The sequence below is a fragment of the Neorhizobium sp. DAR64860/K0K1 genome (genome assembly GCF_050500205.1).
GTDB classification, from domain to species: Bacteria; Pseudomonadota; Alphaproteobacteria; order Rhizobiales; family Rhizobiaceae; genus Neorhizobium; species Neorhizobium soli.
This window is the reverse complement of sequence record NZ_CP191459.1, coordinates 1,807,130-1,821,244: the sequence shown is the minus strand read 5'-3', so window position 1 is coordinate 1,821,244 and position 14,115 is coordinate 1,807,130. Positions and strand designations below refer to the sequence as shown.

Annotated in this window: 11 protein-coding genes and 1 pseudogene; 8 read left to right on the top strand and 4 right to left on the bottom strand. The window is 61.4% G+C overall.

Annotation, left to right across the window (positions count from 1 at the left end; all coding sequences use genetic code 11):
• Positions 1-49: 49 nt before the first annotated feature.
• From ACQY1J_RS13445 to ACQY1J_RS13420, 6 genes and pseudogenes are all read left to right on the top strand, one after another.
• Positions 50-1,558 (top strand): ABC transporter substrate-binding protein, encoded by a 1,509-nt coding sequence (locus ACQY1J_RS13445; protein WP_430250079.1) that lies wholly within the window; start codon positions 50-52, stop codon positions 1,556-1,558.
• A 64-nt stretch (positions 1,559-1,622) separates the two neighbouring features.
• On the top strand, positions 1,623-2,570 hold the full coding sequence (locus ACQY1J_RS13440; RefSeq protein ID WP_092662136.1) for an ABC transporter permease: 948 nt from the start codon (positions 1,623-1,625) through the stop codon (positions 2,568-2,570).
• Positions 2,567-3,439 (top strand): ABC transporter permease, encoded by an 873-nt coding sequence (locus tag ACQY1J_RS13435; protein WP_162728346.1) that lies wholly within the window; start codon positions 2,567-2,569, stop codon positions 3,437-3,439. Before ACQY1J_RS13440 ends, ACQY1J_RS13435 begins: the two co-directional genes overlap by 4 nt.
• A gap of 39 nt (positions 3,440-3,478) precedes the next feature.
• Complete coding sequence (locus tag ACQY1J_RS13430; RefSeq protein ID WP_430250077.1) at positions 3,479-5,263, top strand: gamma-glutamyltransferase family protein; 1,785 nt, start codon at positions 3,479-3,481, stop codon at positions 5,261-5,263.
• Positions 5,264-5,266: 3 nt separating this feature from the next.
• Positions 5,267-6,031 (top strand): DUF1028 domain-containing protein, encoded by a 765-nt coding sequence (locus tag ACQY1J_RS13425; protein ID WP_430250075.1) that lies wholly within the window; start codon positions 5,267-5,269, stop codon positions 6,029-6,031.
• Positions 6,032-6,041: 10 nt separating this feature from the next.
• Positions 6,042-7,869, top strand: a pseudogene (locus ACQY1J_RS13420) (ABC transporter ATP-binding protein).
• A 17-nt stretch (positions 7,870-7,886) separates the two neighbouring features.
• On the opposite strand, the gene radC reads toward ACQY1J_RS13420, so the two are convergent.
• The 4 genes from radC to ACQY1J_RS13400 are packed head-to-tail and all read right to left on the bottom strand — an operon-like array spanning position 7,887 to position 12,174.
• The gene (gene radC, locus ACQY1J_RS13415; RefSeq protein WP_082471900.1) at positions 7,887-8,711 is read right to left on the bottom strand and encodes a RadC family protein; all 825 of its coding nucleotides are present in this window, start codon (positions 8,709-8,711) and stop codon (positions 7,887-7,889) included.
• Between the two features lie 2 nt (positions 8,712-8,713).
• A complete protein-coding gene (gene map, locus ACQY1J_RS13410) occupies positions 8,714-9,553 on the bottom strand; it encodes a type I methionyl aminopeptidase (RefSeq protein ID WP_062457453.1) in 840 nt (279 codons plus the stop codon).
• Between the two features lie 26 nt (positions 9,554-9,579).
• Complete coding sequence (gene sfsA, locus ACQY1J_RS13405) at positions 9,580-10,299, bottom strand: DNA/RNA nuclease SfsA (protein ID WP_430250073.1); 720 nt, start codon at positions 10,297-10,299, stop codon at positions 9,580-9,582.
• Positions 10,300-10,326: 27 nt separating this feature from the next.
• The gene (locus ACQY1J_RS13400; protein ID WP_430250071.1) at positions 10,327-12,174 is read right to left on the bottom strand and encodes a PHA/PHB synthase family protein; all 1,848 of its coding nucleotides are present in this window, start codon (positions 12,172-12,174) and stop codon (positions 10,327-10,329) included.
• 121 nt (positions 12,175-12,295) lie between these two features.
• On the opposite strand from ACQY1J_RS13400, the gene ACQY1J_RS13395 reads away from it, so the two are divergent.
• Both ACQY1J_RS13395 and ACQY1J_RS13390 read left to right on the top strand, forming a co-directional pair.
• On the top strand, positions 12,296-12,700 hold the full coding sequence (locus tag ACQY1J_RS13395; protein ID WP_092662150.1) for a hypothetical protein: 405 nt from the start codon (positions 12,296-12,298) through the stop codon (positions 12,698-12,700).
• A gap of 129 nt (positions 12,701-12,829) precedes the next feature.
• The gene (locus ACQY1J_RS13390; RefSeq protein ID WP_062457440.1) at positions 12,830-14,050 is read left to right on the top strand and encodes an LL-diaminopimelate aminotransferase; all 1,221 of its coding nucleotides are present in this window, start codon (positions 12,830-12,832) and stop codon (positions 14,048-14,050) included.
• Positions 14,051-14,115 lie beyond the last annotated feature (65 nt).

The window sequence follows — 14,115 nt, the reverse complement described above, 5'->3', positions numbered from 1 at the left end:
GCCAACAAGAACAATGACCGACAAACCTGAATGGACCAGAGGAACAATGATGAAGAAATTTTCCACGCTCACTGCCGCACTGCTCGCCAGCGCGATCATGTCTCTGCCTGCCATGGCAAGCGAATTGCGCATCGGTCTCAATGACGATGCCGACGTTCTCGATCCGGCGCAGTCGCGCACCTTCGTCGGCCGCATCGTCTATACCGCGATGTGCGATAAGCTGGTCGACATCTCGCAGGATATGAAGATCATTCCGCAGCTTGCGACCGAATGGAACTGGTCTGAAGGCGGCACGGTGCTGACCATGAAGATCCGCGACGGCGTCAAGTTCCACGACGGCGAAACGCTGGATGCCGCAGCCGTCGTCGCAACGATCGAGCGCAACATGACGCTGCCGGAGTCGCGCCGCAAGAGCGAGCTTTCCTCGGTCGCCAAGGTCGAGGCCAGCGGTCCGCTTGAAGTCAAGTTCACGCTGAAGTCTCCGGACGTGACGCTTCTTGCCCAGCTTTCCGACCGTGCCGGCATGATCGTTGCGCCGAAGGCCGCCAAGGAACTCGGTGCCAATTTCGGCTCGAAGCCCGTCTGCGCCGGTCCTTTCAAATTTGTCGAGCGCATCCAGCAGGACCGTATCGTGCTCGAGAAGTTCGCCGACTACTGGGACAAGGACCGGATCCTCGTCGACAAGATCACCTATCTGCCAATCCCGGACACGACCGTAAAGCTCGCCAACCTGCGGTCGGGTGACCTCGATATCGCCGAGCGCATCTCGGCGTCCGATGCCGAATCGGTAAAGAGCGACCCGAACCTCACCTATGCCGACGTCATCGGCCCGGGCTACATGGCGATGTATGTCAACCTCGCCAACGGTCCCCGTGCGGACAACCCGCTCGGCAAGGACAAGCGCCTTCGCCAGGCCTTCTCGCTGGCGATCGACCGCGAAGCAATCGGCCAGATCGTCTTCGAAGGCACGTCGCTTGCCGGTAACCAGCCGTTCCCGTCGTCCAGCCCCTGGTTCAACAAGAACCTGCCGGTGCCGGCGCGCGATATCGAAAAGGCAAAGCAGCTGATGAAGGAAGCGGGCCACGAGACGCTCGACATCGAACTGCAGCATGCCAACAGCACGACCCAGACCCAGATGATGCAGGTCATCCAGTCGATGGTGGCGGAAGCGGGCTTCAACGTCACGCTGAAGGCAACCGAATTTGCGACGCTTCTGTCGGAACAGACGGCCGGCAACTACCAGCTCAGCCGCTCCGACTGGTCGGGCCGCATCGATCCCGATGGCAACCTGCACCAGTTCGTCACCTGCAAGGGCGGCATCAACGACGTGAAGTACTGCAATCCGGAAGTCGACAAGCTTCTCAACGAAGCCCGTACCTCGCCGGATGAGTCGGTCCGCAAGGAAAAGTACGATGCCGCAGGCGTCATCCTCAACGACGACATGCCGATCATCTACCTCGGCCATCAGCCCTACGCCTATGCCATTTCCAACAAGGTCGAAGGTTTCGTGCCGTCGCCGGATGGCATGATGCGCTTCCTTGGCGTCTCCAAGAAGTAATTTCCCATCGCATACCGCGCGGAAGACATTCCGCGCGGTCATCTGAAATCACGAGGGCGATGCCATGCCTGTCTATATCGGAAAGCGCCTGCTGGTCGCGATCCCGACCCTGCTGATCATCTCGATCTTCGTCTTCTCGCTGCAGAAACTGCTGCCGGGCGACCCCATCCTCGCCATGGCCGGTGAAGAGCGGGATCCAGCGACGATCGAATTCCTGCGCGAAAAGTATCACCTCAACGATCCCATCATCACCCAGTATCTCTCCTGGGTTGGCGGCATCCTGGTCGGCGACTTCGGCGTCTCGCTGCGCACCAACCAGCCGGTGCTGGAACTGATCGGCCAGAAACTGCCCGTCACGATCCAGCTCGCGGTGATGGCCATGATCCTGGCCATGCTGATCGGTATTCCGGCCGGCATTCTGGCAGCGGTCTACAAGAACCGCACGCTCGATTACGTCGCCAATGTCGTCGCGCTGTCTGGCCTGTCGATCCCGAATTTCTGGCTGGGAATCATGCTGATCCTGCTGGTGTCGGTCAATCTCGGCTGGCTGCCGGCATCCGGCTACGAATCGATTTTCGTCGATCCCGTCCGCTCGCTCAAAACCATGATCATGCCGGCCTTCGTCCTGTCGACGGCGCTTGCGGCGCAGCTGATGCGCCATACCCGCTCGGCCATGCTCGGCGTGTTGAGTTCCGATTATATCCGCACTGCCCGCGCCAAGGGTCTGTCGCCGCGGGAAGTCATTCTCAGCCATACGTTCCGCAATGCGCTGCTGCCGATCATCACCCTGTCGGCGCTGCTGTTCGGAGAGCTGCTCGGCGGTGCCGTCCTCACGGAGCAGATCTTCACCATTCCGGGCTTTGGCAAGCTCACTGTCGATGCCGTCTTCACCCGCGACTATGCGGTCGTTCAGGGCATCGTCATGTGCACGGCCATCGGCTTCATCGTCATGAACCTGATTGCCGATATTCTCTACGTTCTCCTCAACCCCCGCCTGAGGGCAACGCTATGACCGCTATCGAACAGACTGCACCGATCGCAAAACCGCGCCAGAAAAGCAGGGCATGGCGCAAGATGCGCGCCAACCGCGGATCGATGGTTGGCATGGTGATCATCGCCTTCTTCGCTATCCTTGCGATCGCCGCCCCGATCCTGCCGATTGCCGACCCGATCGCGACCAGCTGGTCGGCGCTGCGCAAGGCGCCGTCTGCCGCCCACTGGCTGGGCACCGATGATCTTGGCCGCGATATCCTGTCGCGCATGATCTGGGGTGCGCGTGCATCGCTGATGGCAGGCGTCGTCTCCGTCGCCATCGCCGTTGCCATCGGCGTCCCGTTCGGACTGCTGTCGGGTTATTTCGGCGGCTGGGTCGATCAGGTCATCCAGCGTGTGACCGAAGCACTGCTGGCGATGCCGTTTCTGATCACCGCGATTGCGCTTGCCGCCTTCCTCGGCCCGAGCCTCACCAACGCGATGATTGCCATCGGCCTCTCCGCCATGCCGGTCTTCGTGCGTCTCACCCGCGGCCAGGTGCTTGCGGTGAAGACGGAGGATTATGTCGAGGGCGCACGGTCGATTGGCCTCAACCACGTCGACATCATGACCCGCTACATCCTGCCGAACGTGTTTGCCCCGATCATCGTTCAGGCGACACTGACGGTGGCGACCGCCATCATCGCCGAAGCCAGCCTGTCCTTCCTCGGCCTCGGCCAGCAGGCACCGGCACCGAGCTGGGGTTCTATGCTGAATACGGCCAAGAACTTCCTGAGCCAGGCGCCCTGGATGGCCATGTGGCCGGGGATTGCAATCTTCCTCGTCGTCATCGGCTTCAACCTTCTGGGTGACGGCCTGCGCGATGCACTGGATCCGCGCGAGGCGTAACGCCCAGCGGACAAGAGTTTTATACAAGGAATACCTGGAATGACCGAATTCACCACGCGCCCTGAAATCCTCGGCACCTTCGGCGTCGTCACCTCCACGCACTGGATTGCCTCAGCCGTCGGCATGGCGATCCTCGAAAAGGGCGGCAATGCCTTCGATGCGGCGGTCGCGACGGGCTTCGTGCTGCAGATCGTCGAACCGCATCTGTGCGGTCCGGGCGGCGACATGCCGGCCGTCTTTTACTCCAAGAAGACCGACAAGGTCGAAGTCATCTGCGCCCAGGGGCCAGCACCTGCCGGCGCCACCATCGAGCATTATACGTCGGAAGGTCTGAAGCTCATTCCGGGCGACGGCCTGCTTTCGACCGTCATTCCCGGCGCATTTGACGGCTGGATGCTGATGCTGCGCGACTATGGAACGATGACCGTTCGCGAAGTTCTAGAGCCGGCGATCTACTACGCCGAGCATGGCCATCCGGTGCTGCCGCGGGTGTCGAACACGATCAAGGGCCTGGCGGACTTCTTCCAGAAGGAATGGCCGACATCCTATGAGACATGGCTGCCGGGTGGCGTTGCGCCGGAAGCACTCTGCAATTTCAGGAACCCCGTTCTCGCCGAAACCTACAGGCGGATCATCTCCGAATCGGAAGCCAAATCCGGACGCGAGGAACAGGTCCAGGCGGCCCGTGACGCGTTCTATCGCGGCTTCGTGGCCGAAGCGATCGACACCTATCTGAAGACCGCTGAGGTGATGGACGCGAGCGGTTCGAAGCACAAGGGCGTGCTCACCGCCGACGACATGGCCAACTGGAGTGCCACCATCGAAGCGCCCCAGACGCTCGATTACCAGGACTGGACGATCGCCAAGACGCCGGCCTGGGGGCAGGGACCGGTGCTGCTGCAGTCGCTGGCGCTTCTAAAAGGCTTCGATCTCGAGGCGATGGATCCGGCCGGTCCCGATTTCGTCCATACGGTCGTCGAGGCGATGAAGCTCGCGTTTGCCGACCGCGAGGTCTATTACGGAGATCCGGAATTCAGCCAGATCCCGACCGAATACCTCCTGTCGGAAGGCTACAACAGCGAGCGGCGGAAGCTGATCGGCAGCACCGCTTCGATGGAACTGCGCCCCGGCACGGTTCCGGGCTATGAGCGCCAGGTCGATGCGACGATGGCGATGCTGGCGGAGATGAGCGGCACCGGCACGGTTTACGAGCCGACCATGTCGCACCTCACCGAAAAGCGCGGCGATACGGTGCATATCGACGTCATCGACCGCTGGGGCAACATGGTCTCGACCACACCGTCGGGCGGCTGGCTGCAGTCGTCGCCGATCGTTCCGGGTCTCGGTTTCGCCCTCAACTCGCGTGCCCAGATGTTCTGGCTAAAGGAAGGGCTGCCGACCTCGCTTGCGCCTGGAAAACGCCCGCGCACGACGCTGACGCCGTCGCTTGCTCTTCATCAGGGCAAACCCTCCATGGTGTTCGGCACACCCGGCGGCGACCAGCAGGACCAGTGGCAGCTGCCGTTCTTCCTGCGCTACGCCCATCACGGCAAGAACCTGCAGGCCTCGATCGACATGCCGCTGTTCCACACCTCGCATTTCCCCGGTTCGTTCTATCCGCGCACGAGCTCTCCGGGCGAGATCATGGTCGAGAGCAATATCGGTGAAGCCGCACTCGAAGACCTCCGTCGTCGCGGCCACAAGGTCACTGTCGCCGATCCATGGACCGTCGGCCGCCTGACGGCTGCGCGTCGAGATGCTGACGGTCTGCTGAGGGCGGCCGCAACACCGCGCCTGATGCAAGCCTACGCGATTGGACGGTGAACCATGACCTGGTCAATCGTCGCGCGTGATCAAGACACGGGACATCTGGGCATAGCCGTCGCCAGCCGTTTCTTCGCGGTTGGATGCGCCGTGCCGCATATCAGGGGCAGGGTGGGCGCTATCGCCACCCAGGCCTTCGTCAGCCCGCTTTATGGAACCGATGGCCTGAAACTACTGGAGGAGGGCAGGTCTCCGGATGAGGTCATTGCAAGCCTGACTGCGCGCGACGACGGCCACCGCCAGCGGCAGATGCACCTGATCGACGCCCATGGTCGCAACGCCGCCTTCACCGGTGAAAACTGCGTCGATTGGGCCGGTCACCTCGTGGACCGCAACGTCTCGGTTGCGGGCAACATGCTGGCGGGACCGCAGGTGATTGCCGAAACGATGCGTGTCTACAACGAAGCGGCTGCACGCGGCGTACCGCTTGCCGAACGCCTGCTCGATGCCATGGACGCGGGCGAGGCGGCAGGCGGCGACAAGCGTGGCCGCCAGTCGGCAGCGCTCGTCATCTACCGCGACCAGGATTATCCCTGGCTGCGGATCAACGCCGATGATCACCCCGAGCCGCTTTTCGAACTGCGCCGCCTCTATGCCGTCGCGCAGGAGCGTTTCCTGCATGTCGCTGAGACCATGCCGACCCGGGAAAACCCGCACGGCATGATCGACCGCAGCATTATCGACGAAAAGATCGCCGCGCTCGAAGCGCAACGGCTGGCCGAAAAACGTCCGTCAGCCTCCTACGCCACCCCTTTGACGCTCAAGTAAGGGTCACCCGATGAGCCAGACCTCCACGCCGACTGTTCCCGTCCTTTCCGTGAAGAACCTCACCACCTCTTTCCTCGTCGATGGCGAATGGAAAAGCGTCGTCCGCAACGTCTCCTTCGATGTGATGCCCGGCGAAACGGTCGCCATCGTCGGCGAATCCGGCTCCGGGAAATCCGTGACATCGCTGTCGATCATGCGCCTGCTCGCGTCCAACACGAGCCGCATCGAAGGCGAGGTTATGCTGAACGGACGCGATCTCCTGTCCATCTCTGAGAAGGACATGCGCGGGGTGCGCGGCAACGAAGCATCGATGATCTTCCAGGAGCCGATGACCTCGCTCAATCCGATCTTCACCATCGGCCGGCAGATTTCCGAGGTTCTCACCCGTCACAAGGGGATGTCAAAGCAGGAGGCGCGCGCCGAAACCGTGAGGCTGCTCGAAAAGGTGCGCATCCCCAACGCGCAATCGAGGTTCGACGAATATCCGCACCAGTTCTCCGGCGGCATGCGTCAGCGCGTCATGATTGCCATGGCGCTTGCTTCGAAGCCCAAGCTTCTGATCGCGGACGAGCCGACCACGGCGCTCGACGTCACCATCCAGGGACAGATCCTCGACCTCATCAAGGTTCTGCAGGAAGAGGAGGGCATGTCGGTCCTTTTCATTACCCATGACATGGGCGTCGTCGCCGAGATCGCCGACCGTACCATCGTCATGTTCCGCGGCGACGAGGTCGAGACCGGACCGACGGAGGAGATCTTCCACCGCGGCAAGCATCCCTATACACGGGCTCTGCTCTCGGCGGTGCCGAAGCTGGGGTCGATGCAGAACCATGCGTGGCCGACCCGCTTCCCCGTGGTCGACATGAAAACCGGTTTGGCCGTCGAGCCGATCGAAGTGGCCGGCACCGTTGAAAAGGGCAGGACGCCGGTCCTCAGCGTCAAGAATTCTGGTGACCCGTTTCCCGATCCGCTCCGGCCTCCTGTCGCGCCAGACCGGCGCGGTGCATGCGGTGGAAAATGTGTCCTTCGATCTGTTCCAGGGCGAAACGTTGGCCCTGGTCGGTGAGTCCGGCTGCGGCAAGTCGACCACGGGCCGCTCGATCATGCGCCTCGTCGATCCGACCGGCGGCGATATCTCGCTAGATGGCTACGATGTCCTGCGGCTCGACCAGGTCAGCCTGCGCAACATGCGCAAGTCCGTTCAGATGATCTTCCAGGATCCGTTCTCATCGCTCAATCCGCGCATGACGGTGGGTTCGGCGATATCCGAACCGTTCATCAAGCACCGGCTCGGCACGGTGAAACAGGCTCGGGAAAAGACTGCCGATCTCCTAGAAAAGGTCGGTCTTTCCGCCGACATGGCAAAACGCTACCCGCACGAATTTTCGGGCGGCCAGCGCCAGCGCATCGCGATTGCGCGGGCGCTTGCGCTCGATCCGAAGGTGATCGTTGCCGATGAAAGCGTGTCGGCGCTGGACGTGTCGATCAAGGCGCAAGTCTGCAACCTCCTGCTCGATCTGCAGCAGAGCCTCAACCTGTCCTTCCTGTTCATCAGTCACGACATGGCGGTGGTGGAACGGGTCAGCCACCGGGTGGCGGTCATGTATCTCGGTGAAATCGTCGAGATCGGGCCGCGGGCGGCCGTGTTCGACAATCCGCAGCATCCGTACACCAAGAAGCTCATGGCGGCCGTGCCTGTGCCGGATCCGGCAAGGCGGGGGATCAGACGGGGCATTTCCAACGACGAGCTGAAAAGCCCGGTGCGCGGCATGGATTACCGGCCACCGGTTCGCGAGTATCGCGAAGTCTCCGACGGCCATGTCGTACAGGTCGCGTGATCGTCAGTCGCTGAAGGTCAGATCAGCTTCAACCCCTTGAGGCTGGCATGGCCGTCCTTGCCGATGATGATGTGGTCGTGGACGGTGATGCCGAGTGGCTTTGCCGTCTCCACGATCGTCCGCGTCATGTCGATATCGGCGCGTGACGGGGTAGGGTCGCCACTGGGATGGTTGTGGACGAGGATGAGCGCAGTCGCCGAAAGCTCCAGGGCTCGCCGCACCACTTCGCGCGGATAGACTGGCGTATGGTCGACCGTTCCATGCCCCTGGATTTCATCCGAGATCAGGGCGTTGCGCTTGTCTAGAAAGAGCACGCGGAACTGTTCTCGGGCCTCATAGGCCATGGCGGCATGGCAGTAATCAATCACCGAAGACCAGGACGAAAGCACCTGCTTGCCCCGCAACTCGCTTCGCAGCATCCGCTGACCCGTCGTCGCGACAAGCTTGAGGTCGAGCGCGACGGCCTCGCCGATACCCTTGACCTCCTGCAGCAATCCGAGCGGCGCGCCAAGCACGCTGGCAAGGTTTCCGAAGCGAGCAATCAATGCTTTCGCGAGCGGCTTGGTATCGCGCCTCGGGATGGAGCGGAAAAGCAGGAGCTCGAGGATCTCGTAGTCTGCCAGCGAAGCGTCGCCGTGGTCTCGGTACTTCTCCCGCAACCGCTCACGGTGGCCGTGGTAATGTTCTTGCGTGACGGCAGGGGATCCGATTTGCGGAAGTTTGGCCGTCGGCCTCTTGGACTGCGTCTCGGCAAAGAACCCGCGTTCATCGACAGACAGGGCCGCCCCGTCGTCCTCTTTTGCTTCCATAGGGTCATGCGAGGAGACGGGCGGGTTGGTCATGGTCAGGCCTGCAATGGAGGCAGGCCGGGCCGGTCGAGACCGCCGGGCGACAGGGTGAACACCTCGCATCCCGTCGCGGTGACACCGACCGCATGCTCGTATTGTGCCGACAGCGACCGGTCGCGGGTGACGGCGGTCCAGCCATCGGAAAGAACCTTCACATGCGGCTTACCGAGATTGATCATCGGCTCGATCGTAAAGATCATGCCTTCCCGGATTTCCGGCCCTTCGTCGGCGCGGCCGTAATGGAGGATGTTCGGAGAGTCGTGGAACAGACGACCGACGCCGTGGCCGCAGAAATCGCGCACGACCGAGCAGCGCTCGGCCTCCGCATAGGACTGGATCGCTTCGCCGATCGCGCCGGTGCGGGCGCCGGGCTTCACGGCTGCGATGCCCCGCAGAAGGCATTCGTAGGTCACGTCCATCAACCGTTCGGCAGCGCGTTTGATCTGTCCGACCGGATACATGCGGCTGGAATCGCCGTGCCAGCCATCGAGGATATAGGTCACGTCGATATTGACGATATCGCCCTCGCGAAGCGGCTTGTCTTCAGGCATGCCGTGGCAGACGACATGGTTGATCGAGGTGCAGACCGAGTATTTGTAGCCGCGATAGCCAAGTGTTGCGGGAAGGGCGCCATTGTCCATGCCGAACTCGAACACGAAACGGTCGATCGCATTCGTGGTGATACCTGGCTGAACGATCGCCGCAAGTTCGTCGAGGCAGCGCGCCGTCAGCTGGCAGGCCTTGCGCATGCCGTCAAAATCCTGCGCCGTATCGTAGAGACGGATAGCACCCGTGTTTTTTGAGGGGGCGGAAACCGCCTCGATGTAATTGACCATGATATTTCTCTCGCAACTCCTACAGTTCATAAAACAGAGGGGCGGGGTTCGTCCATCATAACCATTCCCGACGCTATGATTTCCTCCGGCGTGACGCGACAGCGGAGCGCATAGGCCTCGACGCCGCGCGCCTTGGCACGATCGAAAGCGATCGCATACATCGGGTCGAGATCGCTGCAGATCGAAAACCGCGTGCAGTCGTGACGCTGAATGAGGTAGATCATCACCGCCCGGTGACCTGCCTCCGCCATATCGCCGAGCTCCTCGAGATGCTTGGCGCCGCGCTTCGTCACGGTATCGGGAAATTCGGCGAGCCCCGCTGAACGGCTGAAATGGACGTTCTTCACTTCCACATAGGCATCCGGCAGATCGTCCTCTCTCAGGAGAAAGTCGATGCGAGAGTTACGCCCGTATCTCTGCTCGCGCAGGATCGTGCCGTAGCCGGAAAGGCTGGGGATCAAGCCGGCACGGATCGCTTCTTCGGTCAGCCTGTTGGGCAGTCCGGTATTGATACCGACCATCTCGCCGCCGGCCTCTACCATTTCGAACATGTGACGGTATTTGCGGGTCGGACTGTCATGCTCCGATACCCAGATCCTCGACCCGGGCTCCGTCAATCCCCGCATGGAACCGGTATTCGGGCACGACCCGGTGAAAGGCGTGCCATCCTCCAGCACCGCGTCGAACAGGAAGCGCTTGTAGCGCTGGACAAGCGTTGCGGAGACGAGCGGCGGATCAAAGCGCATGAGGTTCTTCTGGAATGCTGGGAAGTGTCAGTCGCGGACGAGAACGTAGGTTCCCGGTGCGTCGGCCAACGCGGTGAGCGCTGACCCGCCGGGCTTTCGGGCCGGCACCTGGTCACCCGCTTTCGGTCCGATCCAGTCCTGCCAATGCGTCCACCACGACCCCTCATGCTCCTGCGAGCCGGCAACCCAGTCCTCCAGCGTGTCCTTCAATTGGCCATCGGTCCAGTATCGGTACTTCCGTCTTTCCGGCGGATTGACGACGCCGGCGATATGGCCGGATCCAGCCAGCACGAAATCGACCGAACCGCCAAACAGCGACGAGCCGAGGAACACGGATTTCGCAGGCGCGATGTGGTCTTCGCTTGTGGCAAGATTATAAACGGGAATGACGATGTCCTTCAGCGACAGACGCTCCCCGGCAAGTTCCATCAGGCCGTTGGAGAGCTTGTTATCGAGGTAGCAATTGCGCAGGTAGTAGGCGTGGTTGGCAGGTGTCATCCGGGTCGAGTTCGAATTCCAATACAGCAGGTCGAACGGCAGCGGCTCCTGGCCCTTCAGATAGTTATTGACCACGTAAGGCCAGATCAGCTCGGACGCACGCAGCATGTTGAATGCCGCCGCCATCTTCGACCCGTCGAAATAGCCGGTCGCGTTCATATAGGTCTCGATCGTCGAAACCTGCGCCTCGTCGACGAAGACCTTGAGGTCGCCTGCATGGGTAAAGTCGACCTGGGTAGCGAGGAACGTCGCCGATGCGATCCTTTTCACGTTTGTCTTGGCGTGGAAGGCGAGCGTAGCCGCCAGCAACGTTCCGCCGACGCAGTAGCCGATCGCATCGACCTCGCGTTCGCCGGTCGACGTCTCGATCGTGTCGAGCGCAAAATCGATGCCCTCGTGCATGTAGGCTTCCCATCCCTTGGCCGCATGGCGCCTGTCCGGATTGACCCAGGAGATCACGAACACGGTGTGCCCGCGGTCGACGCACCACTTGATGAAGCTCTTTTGCGGCGTCAGGTCGAGAATGTAGAACTTGTTGATCCAGGGCGGCACGATGACCAGCGCCCGCTTGAAGACCGTCTCCGTGGTCGGCTCGTATTGCAGAACCTCGCAGAGATCGTTGCGGGCGACGACCTTGCCGGGTGTGAGCGCGATATTGAGGCCGAGCGCAAACTTGGAGGCATCCGTCTGGCGAAGTCTCAGCTCGCCGCCGCCGGCCATGATGTCCTCGGCCAGCATTTTCATGCCGGTGACGAGATTGGCGCCATGCGAGGCGACCGTCGCGCGATAGACTTCGGGATTGGTGATCGCGAAATTTGCAGGCGAAAGCGCAGCGGTCACCTGCTTCAAGTAGAATGCCGCCTTGTGCCGCGTGTGCTCGTCTAGCCCCTGCGCCTCGCTTACCAATGTTTCGGCCCAGGTGGCGGTAACCGTGAAGACTTGCCGCATGAACGCAAAGAACGGGTTCTTCACCCAGTCCTCGTCGGCGAATCGCTTGTCTCTCGGCAGCGCCGCTGGCTCGCTCTCTTGAGGCGCGCCTCCGAATTGCGAGAGCGATCGCGTCCAGATCCCCATATAGCTTGAGAAGAGCAGGGTTTGTGCTTGCAGCGTCCGTTGCGGCTCTGAAATCCAGTACTCGGTGACCTGCGAAAGCGTCTTGATGAGATCACTGAGCGGATCGAGCGCGGGGTCTGGAATATCGCGGCGCTCCCTTGGCGCGAGCCATTCCGATGCGGCCTTGCCGAGGTTTTCCATGGCACGCGCGAAATTCATCGCCATCTCGTGCGGGTCCTTGACGATGTAGGCCTCGACCGCCTTGGGGTCGAAGCCCGGAAATTCCGGACCGCCTGTCCCCTTATCCCCGGAGTTTTGCGCCACGCGAGCCCTCCTCGTCAGCTGTCGTCTGATTTCATTTGTACATTGTGGCTGAAACCGAATACAAGTGCCAGCGGCTAGGCTGCCGGGTAGATGGCCCCGGCGACAGAAAATGGGTACGGACATGGAAAAACTGAGGCGTCGCATCGGCTGGTTACCGCTTTTCATCGGTATCGGCGCCATGCCTCTTGTGTCCGGCTGCAACAGCAACAGCTTTGCGCTGGATGATGGTATTCCCAATACGCCGCCACCGGCCGTCATCACGCAGACCAGGACGGCACCGCCTCCGGGTCCGATCGTCAAGCGCGACACCGGCACATATCCCACATTCGACTATACGCTTCGCGCTGCCAACGAGCAGATCGAAGATGCAGATTACCAGAAGACCGAGCCGCGCATGGCATCGCTTGCCCGAGCCCGCAAGTCCGGCACCATCTCCGAAGCGGAGTATCAGCGTCGTGTGGTCGAGTACCGCAAGCTCGCCACCGATCATGGCAAGGATGCCCAGGCCGGTATTTCCGGCCAATAGGGCGACGAGCCGATCCGGCCGGATATTGCTATTGCGTTTGAGGACATTTGGCCGCAAAGCAAAAATGGCATAAAGTGAGGCTCGAGCAGCGGGACGAGCTCTGCTTCGATTTCATCCTTGAGGAACAACATGGAAGAGTTTCATAAAGTCCGGCGTCTGCCGCCCTACGTTTTCGAACAGGTGAACCGTTTGAAAGCAAGCGCGCGAGCGGGTGGCGCGGACATTATCGATCTCGGCATGGGCAATCCCGATCTACCTACTCCGCAGGCGATCGTCGACAAGCTCTGCGAAGTGGTCCAGGATCCGCGCACGCACCGCTACTCCTCCTCCAAGGGCATTCCGGGCCTTCGCCGCGCGCAGGCTGCTTACTATGCACGCCGGTTTGGTGTGAAGCTGAACCCGGATACGCAGGTCGTGGCAACGCTCGGCTCCAAGGAAGGCTTCGCCAACATGGCGCAGGCGATCACCGCGCCCGGTGACGTCATCCTCTGCCCCAATCCGACATACCCTATCCACGCCTTCGGCTTCCTGATGGCGGGCGGCGTGATCCGCTCCATGTCTGTCGAGCCGGACGATAGCTTCTTTCCGCCGCTGGAACGCGCGGTGAAGCATTCGATCCCGAAGCCGCTGGCACTCATCATCAATTACCCATCCAACCCGACCGCGCATATCGCGTCGCTGGATTTCTATAGGGAAGTGATCGCGTTTGCGAAGAAGCACGAGATCATCGTGCTCTCCGATCTTGCCTATTCGGAGATCTACTTCGACGACAACAACCCGCCACCTTCGGTTCTCGAAGTGCCGGGTGCGATGGATGTGGCCGTCGAGTTCACCTCGATGTCGAAAACCTTCTCCATGCCCGGCTGGCGCATGGGCTTTGCTGTCGGCAACGAGCGGCTGATCGCAGCGCTGACGCGCGTCAAATCCTACCTTGATTATGGCGCGTTCACGCCGATCCAGGTGGCTGCAGCCCACGCGCTGAACGGTGACGGTGCCGATATCGCGGAAGTGCGCAGCGTCTACAAGCGTCGCCGTGACGTGATGGTCGAGAGCTTCGGCAAGGCCGGTTTCGACGTACCGCCACCACCGGCGACCATGTTTGCCTGGGCGAAAATTCCGGAAAAGTTCCGCCATCTCGGGAGTCTGGAATTCTCCAAGCTTCTCGTCGAGAAGGCGCACGTTGCCGTCGCACCCGGTGTCGGTTTCGGTGAGATGGGCGACGACTATGTTCGCCTCGCACTGGTCGAAAACGAGCATCGCATTCGCCAGGCCGCCCGCAGCATCAAGAAGTTTCTGTCGACGGCAGACGATACGATGCACAACGTGATTACGCTCAACACGCGTCGCTGACCGCGAACCGGGCCGCCGATCACGATTTGAGGGGCGGCCGTTCGACCGCCCCATTCTCCCAAATA